This is a genomic window from Streptomyces sp. NPDC000880 (genome assembly GCF_053599675.1).
Genome location: NZ_JBSFMS010000016.1, coordinates 66,532 through 86,903 on the forward strand (window position 1 = coordinate 66,532; position 20,372 = coordinate 86,903).

General features: G+C 69.6%; 16 protein-coding genes, 1 tRNA gene and 2 pseudogenes. 14 read left to right on the top strand and 5 right to left on the bottom strand.

All coding sequences use genetic code 11. The features are described 5' to 3' along the window. The first annotated feature begins 50 nt into the window (after nucleotides 1-50). The 8 genes from ACWDO5_RS08200 to ACWDO5_RS08235 are packed head-to-tail and all read left to right on the top strand — an operon-like array spanning nucleotide 51 to nucleotide 8,381. Entirely contained in the window at nucleotides 51-1,211 is a 1,161-nt protein-coding gene (locus ACWDO5_RS08200) for an inositol-3-phosphate synthase (protein ID WP_450529438.1), read from the top strand. A 41-nt stretch (nucleotides 1,212-1,252) separates the two neighbouring features. Further along, complete coding sequence (locus ACWDO5_RS08205) at nucleotides 1,253-2,335, top strand: SCO3242 family prenyltransferase (protein WP_450529440.1); 1,083 nt, start codon at nucleotides 1,253-1,255, stop codon at nucleotides 2,333-2,335. After that, nucleotides 2,332-3,204, top strand: a complete 873-nt coding sequence (locus ACWDO5_RS08210) for a sugar phosphate isomerase/epimerase family protein (protein WP_450529442.1) — start codon at nucleotides 2,332-2,334, stop codon at nucleotides 3,202-3,204. Before ACWDO5_RS08205 ends, ACWDO5_RS08210 begins: the two co-directional genes overlap by 4 nt. Further along, complete coding sequence (locus tag ACWDO5_RS08215) at nucleotides 3,201-3,824, top strand: EboA domain-containing protein (protein WP_450529472.1); 624 nt, start codon at nucleotides 3,201-3,203, stop codon at nucleotides 3,822-3,824. Before ACWDO5_RS08210 ends, ACWDO5_RS08215 begins: the two co-directional genes overlap by 4 nt. Next, complete coding sequence (locus ACWDO5_RS08220) at nucleotides 3,824-4,672, top strand: TatD family hydrolase (RefSeq protein ID WP_450529444.1); 849 nt, start codon at nucleotides 3,824-3,826, stop codon at nucleotides 4,670-4,672. The genes ACWDO5_RS08215 and ACWDO5_RS08220 overlap by 1 nt, the downstream gene beginning before the upstream one ends. A 12-nt stretch (nucleotides 4,673-4,684) precedes the next feature. Then, nucleotides 4,685-5,902, top strand: a complete 1,218-nt coding sequence (gene eboE, locus ACWDO5_RS08225) for a metabolite traffic protein EboE (RefSeq protein WP_450529445.1) — start codon at nucleotides 4,685-4,687, stop codon at nucleotides 5,900-5,902. Further along, entirely contained in the window at nucleotides 5,899-7,299 is a 1,401-nt protein-coding gene (locus ACWDO5_RS08230; RefSeq protein WP_450529446.1) for an alkaline phosphatase family protein, read from the top strand. Before eboE ends, ACWDO5_RS08230 begins: the two co-directional genes overlap by 4 nt. 32 nt (nucleotides 7,300-7,331) lie before the next feature. Next, nucleotides 7,332-8,381 (top strand): sugar phosphate isomerase/epimerase family protein, encoded by a 1,050-nt coding sequence (locus tag ACWDO5_RS08235; protein WP_450529448.1) that lies wholly within the window; start codon nucleotides 7,332-7,334, stop codon nucleotides 8,379-8,381. A 73-nt stretch (nucleotides 8,382-8,454) separates the two neighbouring features. Here the strand turns inward: ACWDO5_RS08235 and ACWDO5_RS08240 are convergent, their stop codons facing one another. The 4 genes and pseudogenes from ACWDO5_RS08240 to ACWDO5_RS08255 all read right to left on the bottom strand — a co-directional run. Then, complete coding sequence (locus ACWDO5_RS08240; RefSeq protein WP_450529450.1) at nucleotides 8,455-9,843, bottom strand: OFA family MFS transporter; 1,389 nt, start codon at nucleotides 9,841-9,843, stop codon at nucleotides 8,455-8,457. Nucleotides 9,844-9,953: 110 nt separating this feature from the next. Next, nucleotides 9,954-12,101, bottom strand: coding sequence for an acetate--CoA ligase family protein (locus ACWDO5_RS08245; protein WP_450529452.1), 2,148 nt, complete (start codon nucleotides 12,099-12,101; stop codon nucleotides 9,954-9,956). A 1-nt stretch (nucleotide 12,102) separates the two neighbouring features. Next, nucleotides 12,103-13,332: a formyl-CoA transferase gene (gene frc / locus ACWDO5_RS08250; RefSeq protein WP_450529454.1), complete on the bottom strand. Its 1,230-nt coding sequence runs from the start codon at nucleotides 13,330-13,332 to the stop codon at nucleotides 12,103-12,105. 54 nt (nucleotides 13,333-13,386) lie between these two features. Next, nucleotides 13,387-13,716: pseudogene (locus tag ACWDO5_RS08255) on the bottom strand (thiamine pyrophosphate-binding protein); the annotation flags it as partial. A gap of 145 nt (nucleotides 13,717-13,861) precedes the next feature. Between ACWDO5_RS08255 and sucC the strand changes: the two are divergent. The 3 genes from sucC to ACWDO5_RS08270 all read left to right on the top strand — a co-directional run bounded on the left by sucC (nucleotide 13,862) and on the right by ACWDO5_RS08270 (nucleotide 17,586). Then, complete coding sequence (sucC, locus tag ACWDO5_RS08260) at nucleotides 13,862-15,001, top strand: ADP-forming succinate--CoA ligase subunit beta (RefSeq protein WP_450529456.1); 1,140 nt, start codon at nucleotides 13,862-13,864, stop codon at nucleotides 14,999-15,001. Nucleotides 15,002-15,015: 14 nt separating this feature from the next. Next, nucleotides 15,016-15,903 carry a succinate--CoA ligase subunit alpha gene (sucD, locus tag ACWDO5_RS08265; RefSeq protein WP_450529457.1) on the top strand — a complete coding sequence of 296 codons (888 nt, stop codon included), beginning with the start codon at nucleotides 15,016-15,018 and terminating at the stop codon, nucleotides 15,901-15,903. 114 nt (nucleotides 15,904-16,017) lie between these two features. Continuing rightward, entirely contained in the window at nucleotides 16,018-17,586 is a 1,569-nt protein-coding gene (locus ACWDO5_RS08270) for an aldehyde dehydrogenase family protein (RefSeq protein WP_450529459.1), read from the top strand. Here ACWDO5_RS08270 and ACWDO5_RS08275 read toward each other — a convergent pair. Next, a complete protein-coding gene (locus ACWDO5_RS08275) occupies nucleotides 17,583-18,887 on the bottom strand; it encodes a DUF2254 domain-containing protein (protein ID WP_450529461.1) in 1,305 nt (434 codons plus the stop codon). The two genes, ACWDO5_RS08270 and ACWDO5_RS08275, sit on opposite strands and share 4 nt — an antisense overlap. Before the next feature lie 191 nt (nucleotides 18,888-19,078). Between ACWDO5_RS08275 and ACWDO5_RS08280 the strand changes: the two genes are divergently transcribed. The 3 genes and pseudogenes from ACWDO5_RS08280 to ACWDO5_RS08290 form a co-directional block, all read left to right on the top strand. Then, nucleotides 19,079-19,166: transfer RNA gene (locus ACWDO5_RS08280), tRNA-Leu, on the top strand. A gap of 281 nt (nucleotides 19,167-19,447) precedes the next feature. Then, on the top strand, nucleotides 19,448-19,891 hold the full coding sequence (locus ACWDO5_RS08285) for a PAS domain-containing protein (protein ID WP_450529463.1): 444 nt from the start codon (nucleotides 19,448-19,450) through the stop codon (nucleotides 19,889-19,891). 128 nt (nucleotides 19,892-20,019) lie between these two features. Beyond that, nucleotides 20,020-20,169: pseudogene (locus ACWDO5_RS08290) on the top strand (IS1380 family transposase); the annotation flags it as partial. Nucleotides 20,170-20,372 lie beyond the last annotated feature (203 nt).

Below are 20,372 nucleotides of genomic sequence, written 5' to 3' on the forward strand. Positions count from 1 at the left end.
GCGGGCGGGGTGGCGCCGTACCCCCCGCCCGCCGTCCTCCACCACACCGAATGGCAGGGAGGCAGCCCGTGTTCGCTGAGTCCGCTTCGTCCGCTTCGTCCGCTGAGAAAGGTACCGGAGTCTGGTTTGTCGGAGCCCGCGGCTCCGTCGCCACCACCGCGGTGGCCGGATGTGCGGCGGTCACCGCCGGGCTGCATTCGCCGACCGGCATGGTGACCGAAACGCCTCCCTTCGCCGATTCCGGCCTGCCCGCTCTTTCGTCCCTCGTCTTCGGTGGGCACGACACCGCGCACTGTCCACTGCCCAAGCGGGCCGAGGAACTGACAGCGGCGGGCGTACTGCCGCACGGTCTCGCGGCGGCGGTATGCGGTGAACTGACCGCCGCGGACAGTGAGATACGTCCCGGTGGGCCGCAGTCCGGCGACGTGCGGAGCGACGAAGAGCTCATCGCTGCCTTCGCCGCGGACCTGGTCGACTTCCGGGCGCGGAGGGGACTGGCCAGGGTGGTCGTCGTCAACGTCTCCTCCACCGAGCCGCAGCCCGAGCCGGACGCCGTACGGCTGCCGCCGAGTTCCCTGTACGCGGCCGCGGCACTGCGGGCCGGCTGCTCCTACGTCAACTTCACCCCCTCCACCGGGCTGCGCGCCGCGGCCCTCACCGACGCCGCCGCGGCAAGTGGACTTCCCCACGCGGGCCGTGACGGCAAAACAGGCCAGACGCTGCTCCGTTCCGTACTCGCCCCGATGTTCGTGCAACGCGCCCTGTCCGTACGGGCGTGGTCGGGCACCAACCTGCTGGGCGGCGGGGACGGAGCGGCGCTGGCCGACCCGGCCGCGGCGGCCGCGAAGAACGCCGGCAAGGAACGCGTCCTCGCCGACACCCTGGGCCACACCCCTCAGGGCGAGGTCCACATCGACGACGTACCGGCACTGGGCGACTGGAAGACCGCGTGGGACCACATCGCGTTCGAGGGCTTCCTCGGTTCGCGGATGATCCTGCAGACCATCTGGCAGGGCTGCGACTCGGCGCTCGCGGCGCCGCTGGTCCTGGACCTGGCTCGATTGACCGCCCGCGCCCATGAGGCAGGTCTGTCGGGGCCGCTGCCGGAACTCGGCTTCTACTTCAAGGACCCGGACGGCGGCCCGGCGGGCCTCCCGGAACAGTTCGAGCAACTTCTGTCGTTCGCCGGCCGGCTGCGGGAGGCCCGGTGACGCGGGCCCCCTTGACGCCCCTCTCACCCGCTTCGGCCCCAGTGCGCCTCCCCGGCGGCGCACTGCGGGCCTGGGCGGAACTGCTGCGCGTCTCCGCCCTGTTCACCGTCCCGGGCGACGCCCTGGCCGGCGCGGCGACCCTGGGAAGGCGCCCCAACCGCGGCACGGCGCTCGCGGTGGGCGCATCCCTGTGCCTGTACGAGGCGGGCATGGCCCTCAACGACTGGGCGGACCGCGAAGAGGACGCCGTGGACCGCCCGCACCGCCCGATCCCCTCGGGCCGTATCACCCCGGCGGCCGCGCTCACGGCGGCCGGTGCGCTGACGGCGGCGGGCCTGGCCCTCGCGTCCCGTGCGGGGCGCCCCGCTTTGGCAGTGGCGACAGCGTTGTCAGCGACGGTCTGGTCGTACGACCTCCACTTCAAGCACACGCCCGGGGGGCCGGCGGCGATGGCTGCGGCGCGGGGGCTGGACTTGGTGCTGGGGGCGGTGGCAACGGGCACGTCACCCCGGCGCAAGAACCTGGGGCGCGGGCCCTTGCGGGAGCCGACGCGCGGCGCCGGCCAGCGCGGGGCAGCGCTTGTCGCGTTGCCGTCCGCCGCCGTGCTCGCAGCACATACCTACGCCGTCACCACCGTCTCGCGACGCGAGGCGCAGGGCGGCTCGACCATCGCACCGCTCGCCGCGCTCGCGGCGACCCTCGGGCTCGGCGCACTCGCGGCACGCGAGCGGCAGGGGCCTGGGGGCCTGCCCCCCACGCAGCGGCGCCGCGTATCGATACAGCCGGGGAAGGGGGCGTCGTCCCCCCGTGCCCGCCAGGGCGTAGGGGGAGGGGCAGGGGAGAGCACCCAACGGCCACCCGAAACACCCGCACCCACACTCGCGCTCACCCCCGCCCGCCTCCTCGCCGCCACCTACATCCGCACCGCCGCCACCCCGCTCCTCCACGCCGCCCTCAACCCCTCCCCGCCGCTCACGCAGCGCGCCGTCGGCGGCGGCATCCGGGCCATGATCCCGCTCCAGGCCGCCCTCGCCGCCCGCGCCGGCGCCGGCGCGACCGCCCTCGCGGTGATGGGACTCGTCCCGCTCGCCCGCAAGCTCGCACGGAAGGTGAGCCCGACATGAGCCCCGCGACCCCCCTGCGCCTCGGCTACGGCACCAACGGCCTCACCGACCTCCGCCTCACCGATGCCCTCGCCCTCCTCGCCGACCTGGGCTACGACGGTGTCGGACTGACCCTCGACCATATGCACCTCGACCCGCTTGCCCCCGGGCTCTCCGCCCGCACCCGTCAAGTGGCCGAGAAACTCATGGAGTTGAACCTCGACGTCACCATCGAGACCGGCGCGCGCTACGTCCTCGACCCCCGCCTCAAACACGGCCCATCCCTCCTCGATCCGGACCCCGACGCCCGCGCCGCCCGCACCGCCCTGCTGACCACGGCCGTCCACGTCGCCGCCGACCTCGGCGCCCACGCCGTGCACTGCTTCAGCGGCATCACCCCTGCGGACACCGCCCCGGACACCGCCTGGAAGCGGCTCGAAGAGTCACTCACCCCCGTCCTCGACGCCGCCGCCCGCGCCGGCGTTCCCCTCGCCATCGAACCCGAGCCAGGCCACCTCCTCGCCACCCTCGCCGACTTCCACCATCTCCGCGCCGTCCTCGGCGACCCCGATCCCCTCGGGCTCACCCTCGACATCGGCCACTGCCAGTGCCTGGAACCGGCCCCGCCCGCCGACTGCGTACGCGACGCCGCACCCTGGCTGCGCCATGTCCAGATCGAGGACATGCGCCGCGGCGTCCATGAACACCTCCCGTTCGGGGACGGGGAGATCGACTTCCCGCCCGTACTCGAAGCCCTCGCGGCAGCCGGCTACCAGGGCCTGACCGTCGTGGAACTGCCCCGCCACTCCCACGCGGGCCCCGAACTCGCCCGCACCTCCATCGACTTCCTCCGCTCGCAGACGCCGCTGAAGGGAGCACCGGCATGGTGACGCCGACCCGCAAGGAACTCGACGAACAGCTCCCCGACGCCGCCCGTGCCTGGCTCGACGATGCCCTCGCCGAGGCCGCGCACGCCGCCGGCACACCCCAGGCCGCCTCGTCTCCGTACGCCGCACCCGCCTGGGAGCTCCGGTTCGCCGCCGCGGGCCGCCACTGCGGCCAGGACCACGCCGCCGCCGTACGCACCCTGCTCCTCGCCGAGGCCCGCGCCGACTGCGCCACCCTCACCCGCCTTTACCACCAGGGCACCGCCGCCGAACGGCGCGCCGTGCTCCTCGCCCTGCACCCCCTCGTCGAAAGCCCCGCAGCCCTGCCGCTTGTCGAGGACGCCCTGCGCACGAACGACACCCGGCTCGTCGCGGCGGCCGTCGGACCGTACGCCGAGGCCCACCTCGATCCGCACTCCTGGCGGCACGCCGTGCTCAAGTGCCTGTTCACCGGTGTGCCCGTCGACGCCGTCGCCGGACTGCGCAGCCGCGCCGCGGGCGACAGCGAGCTGGCCAGGATGCTCGCCGACTACGCCGCCGAGCGCACCGCCGCCGACCGCGACGTCCCCCCAGATCTCAATCGCGTGCTGGCCCTGGCCGGCGAGCAGTCCGAGGAGTCCTGATGCGCATCTTCGACCCCCACATCCACATGTCCTCCCGCACTACCGACGACTATCAGGCGATGTACGCCGCGGGTGTCCGCGCCCTGGTCGAGCCGTCCTTCTGGCTCGGCCAGCCCCGGACCTCGCCTGCCAGCTTCTTCGACTACTTCGACGCGCTGCTCGGCTGGGAGCCCTTCCGCGCCGCGCAGTACGGCATCGCTCACCACTGCACGATCGCGCTCAACCCCAAAGAGGCGAACGACCCCCGCTGCACACCCGTCCTCGCCGCCCTGCCCCGCTATCTTGAAAAGGACTCGGTCGTCGCCGTCGGCGAGATCGGCTACGACTCGATGACCCCCGCCGAGGACACCGCGCTCGCCGCCCAGCTTCAGCTCGCCGCCGACCACGGCCTGCCCGCCCTCGTCCACACCCCGCACCGCGACAAGCTGGCCGGCCTGCACCGCACCGTCGACGCCATCCGCGAATCCGCTCTCCCCGCGGAACGCGTCCTGCTCGACCACCTCAATGAGACGACCGTAAAGCACGCCACTGACAGCGGCTGCTGGCTCGGCTTCTCCATCTACCCCGACACCAAGATGGACGAGGACCGCATGGTCGCGATCCTGAAGACGTACGGAACCGAGAAGGTACTGGTCAACTCGGCCGCGGACTGGGGCAAGAGCGACCCCCTCAAGACCCGCAAGGTCGCTGACGCCATGCTCGCCGCCGGATTCACCGAGGACGACGTCGACCAGGTCCTGTGGCGCAACCCCGTCGCCTTCTACGGCCTCAGCGGCCGCCTCCAGCTCGACATCGCCGAACCGGAGTCCCTGCACGAGGGCAACTCCATCCTCCGCGGCGGGGAATGAGGAGGCAGACGTATGCGCTTCCGCCACCCCGACGGCACCACCGTCCACCTCTCCTACTGCACCAACGTGCACCCCGCGGAGACACTCGACGGCGTCATCGCCCAACTGCGCGACCACTGCGAGCCGGTACGCAAACGACTCGGCCGAGACCGCCTCGGCATCGGCCTCTGGCTCGCCAAGGACGCCGCCCACGCGCTGATCACCGATCCCGCGGCGCTGCGCGGCCTGCGCGCCGAACTCGACCGCCGCGGGCTGGAGGTCGTCACCCTCAACGGCTTCCCCTACGAGGGATTCGGCGCCGAAGTGGTCAAGTACCGCGTCTACAAGCCGGACTGGACCGACCCCGAACGCCTCGCCCACACCACCGACCTGGCCCGCCTGCTCGCCGCCCTCCTCCCCGACGACACCACCGAGGGCAGCATCTCCACCCTCCCGCTGGCCTGGCGCACCCCCTACGACAGCGACCCGGACGCGGCCGCCACCGCCCACGCCGCGCTGACCATCCTCGCCGAGCGTCTCGACGCCCTCGAGGAACTCACCGGCAAATCGATCCGGATCGCCCTCGAACCCGAGCCCGGCTGCACGGTCGAGACCACCGCCGACGCGATCGCCCCGCTCACCGACATCGCCGCGGCAACCGACGGAAACCGCATCGGCATCTGCATCGACATCTGCCATCTCGCCACCTCCTTCGAAGACCCGCACACCGCCCTCGCCGCCCTGGCGGCGGCGGGCGTCACCATCCCCAAAGCGCAGCTGTCCGCCGCACTGCACGCCGAAGAACCCCACCTCCCCGAGGTACGCGCCGCCCTCGCCGCTTTCGCCGAGCCCCGCTTCCTCCACCAGACCCGCACCCTTCCCCGAGCTCTCCGAGCAGGGGAGACCCCATCCGCCGCGGGACTGCGCGCCACCGACGACCTCGACGAAGCCCTCGCCGGCGACGCGCTGCCCGACGGCGCCCCCTGGCGCGCCCACTTCCACGTCCCCCTGCACGCCCCGCCGGCCCCGCCGCTCACCTCCACCCTCCCCGTACTCCAGGACACGCTGACCCAGCTCGTCGGCGGACCCACCCCACGCACCCGCCATCTCGAGGTCGAGACCTACACCTGGCAGGCCCTGCCACTCGAGCTGCGCCCCCGCAACCGCAGCCAGCTCGCCGACGGCATCGCCGCCGAACTCACCCTCGCCCGCGACCTGCTGGTCGACCGCGGCCTCAAGGAGCTGCCATGACCGACGCCACGCAGCCCACGCCCACCCCCCTGCTGGTCCTGGACGTCGTCGGCCTCACCCCCCAGCTCCTCGACCACATGCCGCACCTCAAGTCCCTGGCCCGGTCCGGCTCCCAGGCCCCCTTGTCCACCGTCCTGCCCGCCGTGACCTGCGCCGCCCAGTCCACCTTCCTCACCGGAGCGCTGCCCGCCGAGCACGGCATCGTCGCCAACGGCTGGTACTTCCGCGAGCTCGGCGAGGTCCTGCTGTGGCGCCAGCACAACGGCCTCGTCTCCGGCGACAAGATCTGGGACGCCGCCCGCCGCGCCCACCCCGGCTACACGGTCGCCAACATCTGCTGGTGGTACGCCATGGGCGCGGACACCGACATCACCGTCACCCCCCGTCCCGTGTACTACGCCGACGGCCGCAAGGAGCCCGACTGCTACACCCGGCCCCCCGCCCTGCACGACGAACTCACCGAGAACTTCGGCACCTTCCCCCTGTTCCACTTCTGGGGACCGGGCGCGGACATCGTCTCCAGCCAGTGGATCATCGACGCGACCCGCCACATCATGCGCACCCGCCACCCCGACCTGACCCTGTGCTACCTCCCGCATCTCGACTACGACCTGCAGCGCTACGGCCCCGACGACCCCCGCTCCCACGGGGCGGCCGCCGAGCTCGACGCCGCCATGGCCCCGCTGCTCGACGACGCCAAGCAGGAGGGCCGCACGGTCGTCGCCCTCTCCGAGTACGGCATCACCCGCGTCAGCCGCCCCGTCGACATCAACCGGGCCCTGCGCCGCGCCGGCCTCCTGGAGGTGCACACCCAGGACGGCATGGAGTACCTCGACCCGATGACCTCCCGTGCCTTCGCCGTCGCCGACCACCAGCTCGCCCATGTCTACGTACGCCGACCGGAGGATCTCGAAGCCACCCGCGAGGCACTGGGGGACCTCCCCGGCATCGAGCAGCTCCTCGACGACGAGGGCAAGAAGAGCCACGGCCTCGACCACCCACGCTCCGGCGAACTCGTCGCCGTCGCCGAGCCCGACGCCTGGTTCACGTACTACTACTGGCTCGACGACGCCCGGGCCCCCGATTTCGCCCAGCTGGTCGAGATCCACCGCAAGCCCGGCTACGACCCCGCCGAGCTCTTCATGGATCCCCTCGATCCGTACGTACGCGTCAAGGCGGCCAAGGCGATCGCCCGCAAGAAGCTCGGCATGCGCTACCGCCTCGCGGTCGTGCCCCTCGACCCTTCACCTATTCGCGGCAGCCATGGCCGCCTCCCCGCGAGCGACGACTGTGACAACGGGCCGCTCATCCTGTGCTCCACCCCCCGCGCTGTAAGCGGCCGCGTCGCGGCCACTGATGTGAAGTCCCTGCTGCTTCAACTCGCTGGTCTCCACTAAGCAGACGACACTGACAACGAGGAGTTATCCGCATGAGCCGCACGAGCAAGAACAGCGACCCCGAACTCACCCACAGGCTCAGCAGACGCGGCATGCTCGGCGTCGCAGCCGGTGCCACCGCCGCCGCGCTCCTGGGCGCTGCCGCTCCCGCCTCCGCCGCTCCCACGGCGGACGCAAAGAGCAAGGGCCGCGGCCGCCCCGTACTGCCCCCCGGCCGCCTCGGCATCCAGCTCTACTCCCTGCGCGACAAGGTCCCCACTCTCGGCTTCGCGAAGGTCTTCACCGAGCTGGAGCGTTACGGCTACGACGAGATCGAGTACGCTGGCTACACCCAGGGCTCCGCGGGCCCCATCACGCTCGCCCAGCTGAAGAAGCTCGCCGGTGACCACGGACTGCGCGGCATCGGCAGCCACGTCGGCTACTACTCCAGCGACCCGAACGCCTACACCTTCGCCCAGAACCTCGACAAGGTCCTCGACGACGCCCAGGCCCTCGGTCTCCCGCACATCGGCACGGCGTCAGGGCCGTTCCGCTACGGCTCGACCGTGGACGGCTGGAAGCGGGCCGCCGAGGAGTTCAACACCTATGGAGCAGCCGCCCGTAAGCGCGGCATGAAGTTCTACCAGCACAACCACGGCGAGGAGTTCTCCTTCGCCACCGACAAGCCCAACGTCCGCCTCTATGACGTCCTGCTCGCCGAGACCGACCCCGACCTCGTCTATCTGGAGATGGACATCTACTGGGCGTACGCCGGCCAGTTCCGCTTCTCCAAGCGCGTCGACGGCACCCCCGCCCCCTTCGACCCGCTGCGCTACGTACTCAAGCAGCCCCACCGCTATCCGCTCTTCCACGTCAAGGACGGCATCAAGGACGAGACCGCCCGCGACGGCTACCGGATGGTGGACGTCGGGGACGGGGACATCGACTACAAGCGCTTCATCTCCTCGGTGAACAAGACCCAGGGTGGTTACCGCGACCACCACTGGCAGACGGAACACGACAACCCCGTCGAGTCGTTCGCCTTCGCCCGCAAGTCCAGCGAGCACCTGCACTCACTGCGCGAGGGCCGCTGCGGCGACTGATTTTGCACCTGGGCGCTCAACGCCCGAAGGGGCCCCGGTCGAAACCGGGGCCCCTTCGGCGTGCGTGATCAGCTCAGTCGGTATCCCGGCTGATCGGCTGCGGGTTGGGAGCGATGCCCTTGGCCTGCGGCCTTCCGGGTGCCCGGAGGAAGAGCGCGAGCACAGCCGAGCCGAGGCCGATGAACCCGGACAGGGCGAAGGCTCCGCCGTAGCCCCAGTTAGCGACAACGACAGCGCCTCCGCCGGCTCCGACGAGGCCGGAGATCAGCTTGGAGCTGTAGACCATGCCGTAGTTGGAGGCGTTGTTGTTCTCGCCGAAAAAGTCCGCGGTCATGGCCGCGAACAGCGGGAAGATCGCCCCGCCGCCGAAGCCGGAGACCATCGAGCAGAACAGGAAGAAGGGCATCGAGCCGATGTCTCCGGAGAAGAAGACGCCGAACTGCGCGCTGCCCAGCACGAGGCAGACGATGATCAGCGTGTTCCGGCGCCCGTAGCGGTCCGAGATCCAGCCGATCACGCCACGTCCCGTGCCGTTGACGATCGCCTTGAGTGACATGGCGGTGGCCACGATGCCGCCGGCGAAACCCATCTCCTTGCCGAAGGGAACCTGCATGGCGATGCCGAAGATGTTGATGCCCGCCGTGCAGAGCAGACAGAACCACATCATCCACAGCACCGGCGTCCGGGATGCCTCCCGCGGGGTGTACTGCTTGACCGCCGGCGGGTTCTTCTCCAGCGCCCGGACGATCCGGGGGTCATCGGCGACCTTCAGCGGGTCGACCTCCTGGGGCCACCAGTTCTTCGGCGGGTCCTTGAAGAACCAGCCGGCGGCCGCCACCGCCGCGCAGCAGATCACACCGACGGCGACCAGCACACCCTTGTAGTTGGACAGGTTCATGTACGAGGTGAAGAGGAAGACGAAGGGCACCGAGCCATAGGCGAAACCGCCGTTGACCATGCCCGTCTTGCCGCCCTTGCGCTCCGGATACCACTTGCCGACCATGTTCACGCAGGTCGCGTAGACGAGGCCGGCGCCGATGCCGCTGAACATGCCGAAGCCGATATAGGCAACGATCACGTGCGGCGCGTAGGCGAGGGAGAGGTAGCCGAGGATGGTGCCGAGCGCGCCGAGCATCATCGCGCTGCGGGCGGGCAGTCGGCCGCTCTCGCGCAACTGCCCGGCGGGGAAGGCGACGGCCGCCTGGAAGAAGATCCAGACGCCCATCAGCCAGAAGATGTGCCCACTGCTCCACAGATGGGCCTCGTGCAGAGTTTCCTCGGCGGACGTGAAGGCGTACTCCGAAGAGCTGATGCCCATCATGCCGATCCACGGAAAGAGCACCATGGTCCATCGTGGACGCCCCATTATGTCCCGGTCTGTCTCACCGAGTCGGAAAATGCGGCCGTTCTGGTTCGTCACCTCCCTGTAAGAGACGGGGGTGGAGATGTGTGTTGTCGCCATGTCGATTGAACCTCTCACGTCGAAGAAGCTGGGCAGCGCCCCCTGTCCGTACTTCTCGTCCCGGGGTCCGCGGCGAGCGGTCACCGCAGTCCCCGTGGGTTCTAGCTCCCTCAGGTCATTGACCGCACCCCCAACAGCCCTGCCGAACGGGCCCAGCGATACTTCGCGCCGAGGGCCGCCACCGGCTTCTCCGTCGTGTACGGATAAGCCACGACGCCCCGCTCGAAGAGGTACTGACAGGCCTCCTCGACCTCGATGTCGCCCGCCAGCGAAGCCACCACAGGCTTCTCGACGCCACGGGCCCGGAACTCCTCGACCACCCGCGCCGTCAGTTCGGCGAAGACCATCGGCGGAGTGACGATCGTGTGCCAGTAGCCCAGTACCAGCGCATGGATCCGCGGATCCTCCATGCCCAGCCGGATCGCCGCCTCATACGTGGAGGGCGGTTCGCCGCCGGTGATGTCGATCGGGTTCCCGGCCGCCCCGAAGGGCGGAATGAACGCCTTGAACGACGCGTCCAGGTCCTCCGGGATCTCCATCAGCCGCAGTCCGTTGTCGACGATCGCGTCCGACAGCAGCACGCCCGAACCGCCGGCTCCCGTGATGATGACGACGTTGTCGCCCTTCGGCGCCGGCAGCACCGGAAGTGACCGCGCGTACTCCAGCATCTCGTTGAGACCGGGCGCGCGGATCACGCCCGCCTGCCGCAGGATGTCGTCGTACACCGCGTCGTCACCCGCGAGAGCGCCCGTGTGCGACCCTGCCGCCTTCGCCCCCGCCGCCGTACGCCCGGCCTTGAGCACCACCACCGGCTTCTTCGGCACGGTCGCCCGCGCCGCCTCCACGAACAACCGCCCGTCCTTGAGATCCTCCAAGTGCATGGCGATGCACTCGGTGTTGGGGTCCTCGCCGAACCAGGTGAGCAGATCGTCCTCGTCGAGGTCGGACTTGTTGCCGAGCCCGACGATCGCGGAGACTCCCGTCTTCGTCGTACGGGCGAAGCCGAGGATCGCCATCCCGATGCCGCCCGACTGCGAGGTCAGCGCCACGCCGCCCTTGACGTCGTACGGAGTGCAGAAGGTGGCGCAGAGGTCCTGCCAGGTGGAGTAGTAGCCGTAGATGTTCGGACCGAGCAGCCGCACTCCGTACCGCTCGGCGATGGCCACGATCTCTGCCTGCATCTCGTGCTCACCGGCCTCGGCGAAGCCTGAGGGGATCAGGACGGCGTTCGGGATGCCCTTGCGGCCGACCTCCTCGAGAGCGGACGCCACGAACTTCGCGGGGATCGCGAATATCGCCACGTCCGGCTCACCCGGAACATCCATCACGCTCTTGTACGCCTTGCGGCCCAGAATGTCATCGGCCTTGGGGTTCACCGGATGGATGTCGCCCGGAAAACCTCCGTCGATCAGATTGCGCATGACCGAGTTGCCGATCTTGCCCTGCTCGTTGGAGGCGCCGATCACCGCCACCGAGCGTGGCTGCATCAGCCGTCGCATGGAGGTGAGGATCTCCTCCCGGGAGTACTGCCGCCGCTGGACCGGGACTTCGGTGGTCAGCAGCACCCGAACGTCGGCCGCCATCACGCCGTCCTCGGAGGCGAAGACGGGGTTGAGGTCGACCTCGGCGATCTCCGGGAAGTCCGCGGACAGCTGGGAGACCCGTACCACGAGATCCGCGAGCGCGTCACGGTCGACGGCGGCGGCGCCGCGTACGCCCTTCAGTATCTCGGCGGCACGAATGCCGTCGAGCATCGAGAGCGCGTCGTCCTTGGACGCCGGTGCGAGGCGGAAGGTGACGTCCTTGAGGACCTCGACCAGGACCCCGCCGAGGCCGAAGGCCACGACCTTGCCGAAGGTCGGGTCGGTGACGGTGCCGATGAGCACCTCGGTGCCGGACGGCACCATCTGCTGCACCTGCACGCCGAGGATCCGTGCCCCGGGGGCGTACGTCATGGCATTGGAGACGATCGAGGTGAAGGCGCCGCGCACCTCCGCCGAGGACGTCAGGCCGATCTGCACACCGCCCGCGTCCGTCTTGTGCAGGATGTCCGGCGACACGATCTTGAGCGCGACCGGGAATCCGATCCGGTGGGCCAACGCGACGGCCTCGTCCACACACTCAGCGAGTGCCTCCGTTGGGGTGGGGATGCCGTAGGCAGCGGTGATCGCCTTGCCTTCAGGGGCGGTGAGGGCGTTGCGACCCTCGGCCAGCGCGGCGTCGAGCACCGCGCGTACCGCTTCCTTGTCGTACGTCACTTCAAATGACTCCGTTCGACTTGAGCAGGCGAACTTCCTCGTCGCCGAGGCCGAGCTCTCCGACGTACACCTCTTCGTTGTGCTGACCGAGCAGCGGTGAAGTGACCACGTCCACGGGGGAGTCGGAGAGCTTGAGTGGACTGCCCACCGTGGTGAAGCTGCCGCGCTCGGGGTGGTCGACCTGGATGACCATCTCGTTGGCGGCGAGCGAGGCGTCCTCGATGATCTCCTTGGTGGAGAGGATCGGGCCGCACGGGATATTGCGGGCGTTGAGCTTCTCGAGGACCTCCCACTTGGGAAGGGTGGAAGTCCACTCCTCGATCAGCTGGAACATCTTGGAGAGCTGGGGCAGGCGCGCCTCGGGGGTCGCCCACTCGGGGTCGTTGGCCAGTTCGGGCCGGCCGATCAGCTCGCTGATCGGCTGCCAGCCCACCGGCTGCACGATCACATAGACATAGTCGTTCGGGCCGCCGGGCGCGCACTTGACCGCCCAGCCCGGCTGTCCGCCGCCGGACGCGTTGCCCGAGCGCGGCACGTCGTCGCCGAAGTCCTCGTTCGGGTACTCGGCGAGCGGGCCGTGCGCCAGGCGCTGCTGGTCGCGCAGCTTGACCCGGCACAGGTTGAGCACGGAGTGCTGCATGGCCACATTGACGCGCTGTCCGCGGCCGGTGCTCTCGCGCTGGTAGAGCGCGGCGAGGATGCCGGCGACGGCGTGGATGCCGGTGCCCGAGTCGCCGATCTGCGCGCCGGTGGCCAGCGGCGGGCCGTCCTCGAACCCGGTGGTCGACATCGAGCCGCCCATCGCCTGGGCGACGACCTCGTACGCCTTGAAGTTGGTGTACGGGCCTTCGCCGAAGCCCTTGATGGAGGCGTAGATGATCTTCGGGTTGATCTCCCGTATGCGATCCCAGGTGAATCCCATACGGTCGACCGCGCCCGGCCCGAAGTTCTCCACCATGATGTCCGAGCGGCGGATGAGCTCGGTGAGGATCTCTTTGCCGCGCTCCGTCTTGGTGTTGAGCGTGATGCTCCGCTTGTTGCAGTTGAGCATCGTGAAGTAGAGCGAGTCGACGTCCGGGAGGTCGCGCAGCTGCTTGCGGGTGATGTCTCCGCCGGGCGCCTCGAGCTTCACCACGTCCGCGCCGAGCCAGCCGAGCAGCTGAGTGGCGGAGGGGCCTGACTGTACGTGCGTCATGTCGAGGACGCGCACGCCCTCAAGAGCCTTGGCCATGACGAAGCTCCTTCACTTGTACATGGTCTGGTTCGTGGTTCTGGGGGGGTACGCGTCCGGGGCGCGGGCGGTGTCCGGCACGGTCGCGGCGAACTTGGTGATCGGCGTCGTCATGCCGAGGTGCGGCAGGTCTTTCAGCGACCTCATCCTGGGCCGCCTGAGCACCCCCTGACCGCCGATCAGCAGCATTGGTGACTCGGCGCGTAAGGCGCCTGCGACGCCCGTGACGGGGTCCGTCGTGCCCGGCCCGGCGGTGACGACAGCGCAGCCGGGCTTTCCGGTGGTGCGCGCACAGCCGTCGGCGGCGTGGCCGGCGACCTGTTCGTGACGTACGTCGACCACCAAGTGCCCGCCGGAAATGCGGTTTTGAGCGTCGTCGGGCATGACGGCGTCCTGTCCCTTCTCGGAGGGTATGACTGTTCTCGCGGTTCATTGCATACAGTCTTCGAATACTGTATGAAGCTTGTTATCCCGCATCCGGTGGGTGGTGTCCAGGGGGCGTGCGGCACTTTTCAGAGAGCGAGCCGTCATGGATCTGTATGAGCATCAAGCAAGGGACCTCTTCGCGGAGTACGGCATCCCGGTGCCGCGGGCGGAGGTCGTCGACACACCACGCGAGGCCCGTGCCGCCGCCGAACGGCTCGGTGACCGCGTCGTGGTCAAGGCCCAGGTCAAGACCGGAGGACGCGGCAAGGCAGGAGGAGTGAAGCTCGCCGCCGACCCGGCGGCCGCCGAACTCACCGCCCGTCAGATCCTCGGCATGGACATCAAGGGCCACACAGTCCACCGAGTGATGCTGGCCCAACCCGTCGACATCGAGGCCGAGTTCTATGTCTCGTACGTCCTCGACCGGGCCGCCGGCCGCTTCCTCGCCATCGCCTCGGCCGAGGGCGGCATGGAGATCGAGGAGGTCGCCGAGACCCGGCCCGACGCCGTGGCCCGTATCCACATCGACCCCGTGGAAGGCGTCACCGCCACCAAGGCCGCCGAGATCGCGTTGGCTGCCGGACTGCCGGCCGGAACGGCGGACGTCCTGCTCAAGCTGTGGCACGTCCTGGTGAAGGAGGACGCCGTCCTGGTCGAGGTCAACCCCCTCGTCCGTACGACCGAGGGCCGGATCCTGGCCCTCGACGGCAAGGTCACTCTCGACGGCAATGCCCGCTTCCGCCATGCCCGCTGGGGTGCCTCCGACGAAGACCCCGGCGGCGACGCACTCGAAGCCGCCGCGGCCGCCAAGGGCCTCAACTACGTGAAGCTCGACGGTGAGGTCGGCATCATCGGCAACGGCGCCGGCCTGGTCATGTCCACCCTCGATGCCGTCGCCGGCTGCGGGGCGCGGCCGGCCAACTTCCTCGACATCGGCGGCGGGGCGTCCGCCCAGGTCATGGCCGACGGCCTCTCCGTCATCCTCTCCGACCCGGCCGTCAAGTCCGTCTTCGTCAACGTCTTCGGCGGCATCACCGCCTGCGACGCCGTCGCCGACGGCATCGTGCAGGCCCTGGACTCCGTCACCCTCACCAAGCCCCTCGTCGTCCGCCTCGACGGCAACAACGCGGCACGCGGCCGCGCCATCCTCGACGGCAACGCGCATCCGCTCGTCCAGCAGGCGACCACCATGGACGGCGCCGCCGACCGGGCCGCCGGCCTCGCCCGCACCGCCGCCAGCTGAAGGGACCCGGAATCATGGCCATCTTCCTCACCAAGGAGAGCAAGGTCCTCGTCCAGGGCATGACCGGCGCCGAGGGCATGAAGCACACCCGCCGGATGCTTGCCTCCGGCACCGACATCGTGGGCGGCGTCAACCCCCGCAAGGCGGGCAAGATCGTCGACTTCGACGACCGCGCGGTCCCCGTCTTCGGCACCGTGCGCGAAGCCATCGAGGCCACCGGAGCGGACGTCAGCGTCGTCTTTGTGCCGCCGCCCTTCGCCAAGGCGGCGGTACTGGAGGCCTCCGACGCCGGCATCGGACTCGCCGTCGTCATCACCGAGGGCATCCCCGTGCACGACACCGTGGCCTTCCAGTCGTACGCGAAAGAGCGCGGCACCCGAGTCATCGGACCCAACTGCCCGGGGCTCATCAGCCCGGGACAGTCCAATGCGGGCATCATTCCGGCCGACATCGCGGCCAAGCCGGGCCGGATCGGACTGGTCTCCAAGTCCGGCACGCTCACCTACCAACTCATGTACGAGCTGCGCGACATAGGCTTCTCCTCGGCGGTGGGCATCGGCGGCGACCCGGTCGTCGGCACCACCCACATTGACGCCCTGGAGGCCTTCCAGGACGACCCCGACACAGAACTGATCGTTCTGATAGGGGAAATCGGCGGCGACGCCGAAGAACGCGCGGCCGCCTACATCGCCGGGCACATCACCAAGCCCGTCGTCGGCTATATCGCCGGCTTCACCGCGCCCGAGGGCAAGACCATGGGCCACGCCGGGGCTATCGTCTCCGGATCGTCCGGCACCGCACAGGCCAAGAAAGCGGCCCTGGAAACGGCCGGAGTTCGGGTCGGCTCGACCCCGTCCGAGACCGCTCGACTGGTCCTCGACCTGCTCCCCACCCACGCGTAATGTCGTTCCGCTGACACCTCGGCGACCGGGCCGCCCCTGTGCGGAGGCGGCCCTTGATCGCCACTTATGCCCCGCCTGCCCGCCCAGCACGAGCTACGAGCGGAGAGTCCCAAGATGTCACCCAACACCCTCACCACCGAGCACACCCCCCAACTCCTCCTCAAGCCAGGAACCGCCTGGTCGGACGCTTGGCAGCGCTGCCTCGCCGTCGCCCCCGAGGCTTTCTCCGACGAGCGCGTACTCAACCTCTGGGACGCCCGCTGGCATGCGGACGGCCGCGCGCTGCCCGCCACCAGCCCCGTCGACGGGAGCCCCATCGCCGGGCCCCCGCGCCTCGACGCCGCCACCGCCCAGCAGGCCGTACGCGCCTCACTCGACCAGCACCGGGTCTGGCGCCACGTCCCGCTTCCCGAGCGCCGTGCCCGCGTCGCCGCCACCCTCGACGCCCTCACCGAACACCGTGAACTCCTCGCCCTGCTCCTCGTCTGGGAGATCGGCAAGCCCTGGCGGCTCGCCCAGGCCGACGTCGACCGGGCCATCGACGGAGTGCGCTGGTACGTCGATGGCATCGAGCCCATGCTGCGGGACCGCACCTCGCTCCCCGGCCCCGTCTCGAACATCGCCAGCTGGAACTACCCGATGTCCGTGCTCGTTCACGCCATGCTGATCCAGGCCCTGGCCGGCAACGCGGTGATCGCCAAGACACCGACCGACGGCGGCGTCGCCTGCCTCACCCTGGCCTGCGCGCTCGCCGCCCGTGAAGGTATCCCCGTCACCCTGGTCAGCGGCAGCGGCGGCGAGCTGTCCGAGGCCCTTGTCCGCTCGCCCGAGATCGGCTGCGTATCCTTCGTCGGCGGCCGTGACACCGGAGGGGCGGTGGCCACCGCTGTCGCCGACCTCGGCAAGCGCCACATCCTCGAACAGGAAGGCCTCAACACCTGGGGCATCTGGAACCACAGCGACTGGGCCTCTCTGACCGCTGTCATCCCCAAGCTCTTCGACTACGGCAAGCAGCGCTGCACGGCGTACCCGCGCTTCGTCGTCCAGCGCACCCTCTTCGACGACTTCCTCGAGGCCTACCTCCCCGCCGTACGCTCCATCCGCCTGGGCCACCCCCTCGCGGTCGAGGACCCTGCTGATCCCCTCCCCTCTCTCGACTTCGGCCCCTTGATCAACGCGGCGAAAGCCAAGGAACTGGCCGACCACGTCGCGGAGGCCGTCGACCGAGGCGCCGTCCCCATCCACCGCGGCTCCCTCGCCGACGCCCGCTTCCTCCCGGGCCAGGACACCTCGGCGTACCTCCCGCCCGTCACCCTCCTCAACCCGCCCCCCTCCTCCCCGCTCCACCACGCGGAACCCTTCGGCCCCGTCGACACCATCGTCCTGGTCGACACCGAGGCCGAACTCCTCGCCGCGATGAACGCCTCGAACGGCGCCCTCGTCGCCACCCTCTCCACCGACGACCCCGCGACCTACGACCGCCTGGCCCCGCAGATCCGGGCGTTCAAGGTGGGCCACGGCAAACCCCGCTCACGCGGCGACCGCGACGAGCTCTTCGGCGGCTTCGGCGCCTCCTGGCGCGGTGCCTTCGTCGGCGGGGAACTGCTGATCAGGGCGGTCACCGACGGCCCCGAGACGGAACGTCTCCCGGGCAACTTCCCCGACTACCACCTGATGCCCTAGCCAATGCCCTGCCGGTCGGGGAGCAGCGCAAAGCCCCGATCGGCCGCCTCCGGCACCGTACGCTCCACGGCCTGTACGAGGAGCGCGCGGTGCCGGACGAGCGGCTCTCTCCTGTCCTTGGGAGCGAGCAGCAGCAGATCATCGATCCCGGCGAGCAGCCGTCGCGACACCTGCGGACTGCCCGCCGCGCACCACCGGATCTCAGCGAACCCGAGATCCACCAGATCGGCCCATTCCGGCACGTCCTGCACCAACCGCACCACGCCGAGCCGGTCCTGGTGATGCACCTCCCCGAGCGGCATCCGCACCACCGCCGCCAGGAACTGCACGATCCGGTCCAGGCACTGCACCGCGGTCGTCGGATCATTGACGGCCGGCGAAAGCGCCCGCAGCCCGATGTCGGACAACTGCCTCAGCCCGAACCCGAGATCCTGATTGAAGGTGCGCTCCACCCCGACGGAAACGGCGTACCGCTGTGCCCCGAGCGACGACGCGCCCTCCCCGTGCACCGCCAGAACGGGAGTTCCGGGCACCAGGAAGTCCCCGATCCGCGGAAGGAGCCGCAGCACGACCCCGTTCCGCCGCGCGGCCCGCACCAGCAGCGCGACATTCACATCCAGCAGCACCCCGGCCCGCCCCCGATAGGCGATCCGCGCCGTCTCGGCCGGCAGCGGCGAAGGAGCCGACACCCCGGCGGGAAGCCGTCGCAGCACCTGGAAGGACTCCCGCGTGATCCGGTCGACGACCGGCCCGATCTGCATCAGCCGCAGGGTCGACGACACGTAGGCGATGAACAAGAACAGGCTCAGCAGCACCAGCAGGCTGGTCAGCATGCTCTGCACCACCGGCACCGAGGTGACGCGCCGCGGATCGGTCTCGCTCTCGTACGAGCTCAGCACCAGCAGCGAAAACAGAAACGTCGCGAGAAAGACGGTCAAGGTCAGCTTGCTGATACGGCTCCGTACGAAGATCCGCACCACCCGGGGCGTGAGCTGCCCACTGGCCATCTGCACGGCCACCAGCGAAATGCTGAAGACGACACCGATGAAGGTCATCATCGCCGAGCTCACCGTGGTGATGATCGTCTTGGCGTCCTCGGCGATCGAGAGCAGGTCGCCGAGTGCCTCGTACGCCTCCTGGTCCTGCAGATACGCGACCAGTCTGGTGTCCAGCTCAGCAGCGCCCCACCACAGGAGCATCGCGGCCACCAGCCCGGCGGTGGGAGCGAACCAGAAGGTGTCGCGCAGATGCTCGCGCAGCGGCGAGAGCGGACGGGGCCCGCGATAGGTGCGATCACTCACGGTCGTGAAGGTACGTCCTGTACCACCCGTACCCGGCGACCAACAGAAAGTAGGCACGGTCGGAGGCGCCGTCGGCGGGACACCCGAACACGTCCACTGCACCCCACTGACCACCGGATATACAGGTGAGAGCGGCTTCGAACCCCTGGTATTGTTGTTCACGTCGTCGCGGGAAACCGGGCGGTCACCTAGTCCGGGTGGCGGAATGGCAGACGCGCTAGCTTGAGGTGCTAGTGCCCTTTATCGGGCGTGGGGGTTCAAGTCCCCCCTCGGACACCAGCTGGGACCCCACTTCATGTGGGGTTTTTTGCATTCCTGGGCTGTTGCATGACCAGTCATGTGACCAAAAAGCCGAGCCCTCGAACTGCGGCACCGCCGCCGGGCCCGCCCTGCGCGGACTGCATCCGCAACGCCCGCGACACCGGCCTGTGCAACCTGTCCCAGTGGCGCGTCATTCTCCTCCTCAGGTCGTGGATCTCCACCGTGGCGGAAGCGCGGTCGACTGTATACACTCGCACCAGAATCTGTACGGCGACGGATCGTCCCAACTCGGAGGTGACATGGAAGACTTGGCCCCCGACGTAGTGCTGGGGATGGCGGCCCAGGCACCCGACGGCATAGTGATAGTCGACCATGAAGGACTGATCCGGTACTGGAACCGCGGAGCGGAGCGGATCTTCGGGTACTCGGCGGCTGAGGTTGCCGGCCGCAACCTGGACGTGATCATCCCCGAGAAGCACAGGCAAGGTCACTGGGACGGCTTCGTGGCGGCCATGGCCGCCGGGTCCTCCAAGTACGGGGACGACGACCTCCTGGCCGTTCCCGCACTGACCGCGGACGGCGGGACCGTGTCGATCGAGTTCAGCGTGGTGCTGCTGACCGGTCCTGACGGGAGCGCGGGCCACGTCGGGGCAGTCATCCGGGATGTCACCGCACGACGGGCTCAGGAGAAGGAGATACGCCGGCGACTGCTGGAAGCCACGCCGAACCGCGTAACGTCCTGACGCTGCCGAAAGCCCCCCTGTTGTCACCGGCTGCGGGACGCTGCCGACCGTCTGAGTTGCGCAGGATTCCCGACATCGAGCTGGTGCGTTGCGTACCGGCGATCTTGGTGACGTCGAGCCTGCCGGCTGCAATCCGTGTCGCACGGGCCGAAGTCCGCCGGCGCGTATGGAAGTTGGCCGGCAGTGCAGCCCCAGATGCCAACAGGCAGGTGACCGTGGACCTGGACGGCGTGCTCGTGCTTGCACACTCCGATAAACAGGACGCCGCCGCTCCGACCTGAAAGCTGATCTTCGGACATCATCGCACCCATTCAGCAGGCGGGTCGTGGCCTGGCTCGCCCAGCGGGGCAGCGGCCGTCGTACTCGGTCGGCCTGACCACCACCGTGCCGGCCTGACCACCACCGTGGACATTCACCAGGCCGTGCTCCAGATACCCGCCGCCTGGACCCCTGCCGTCGAGCCGACGGCAGTACGACGGCC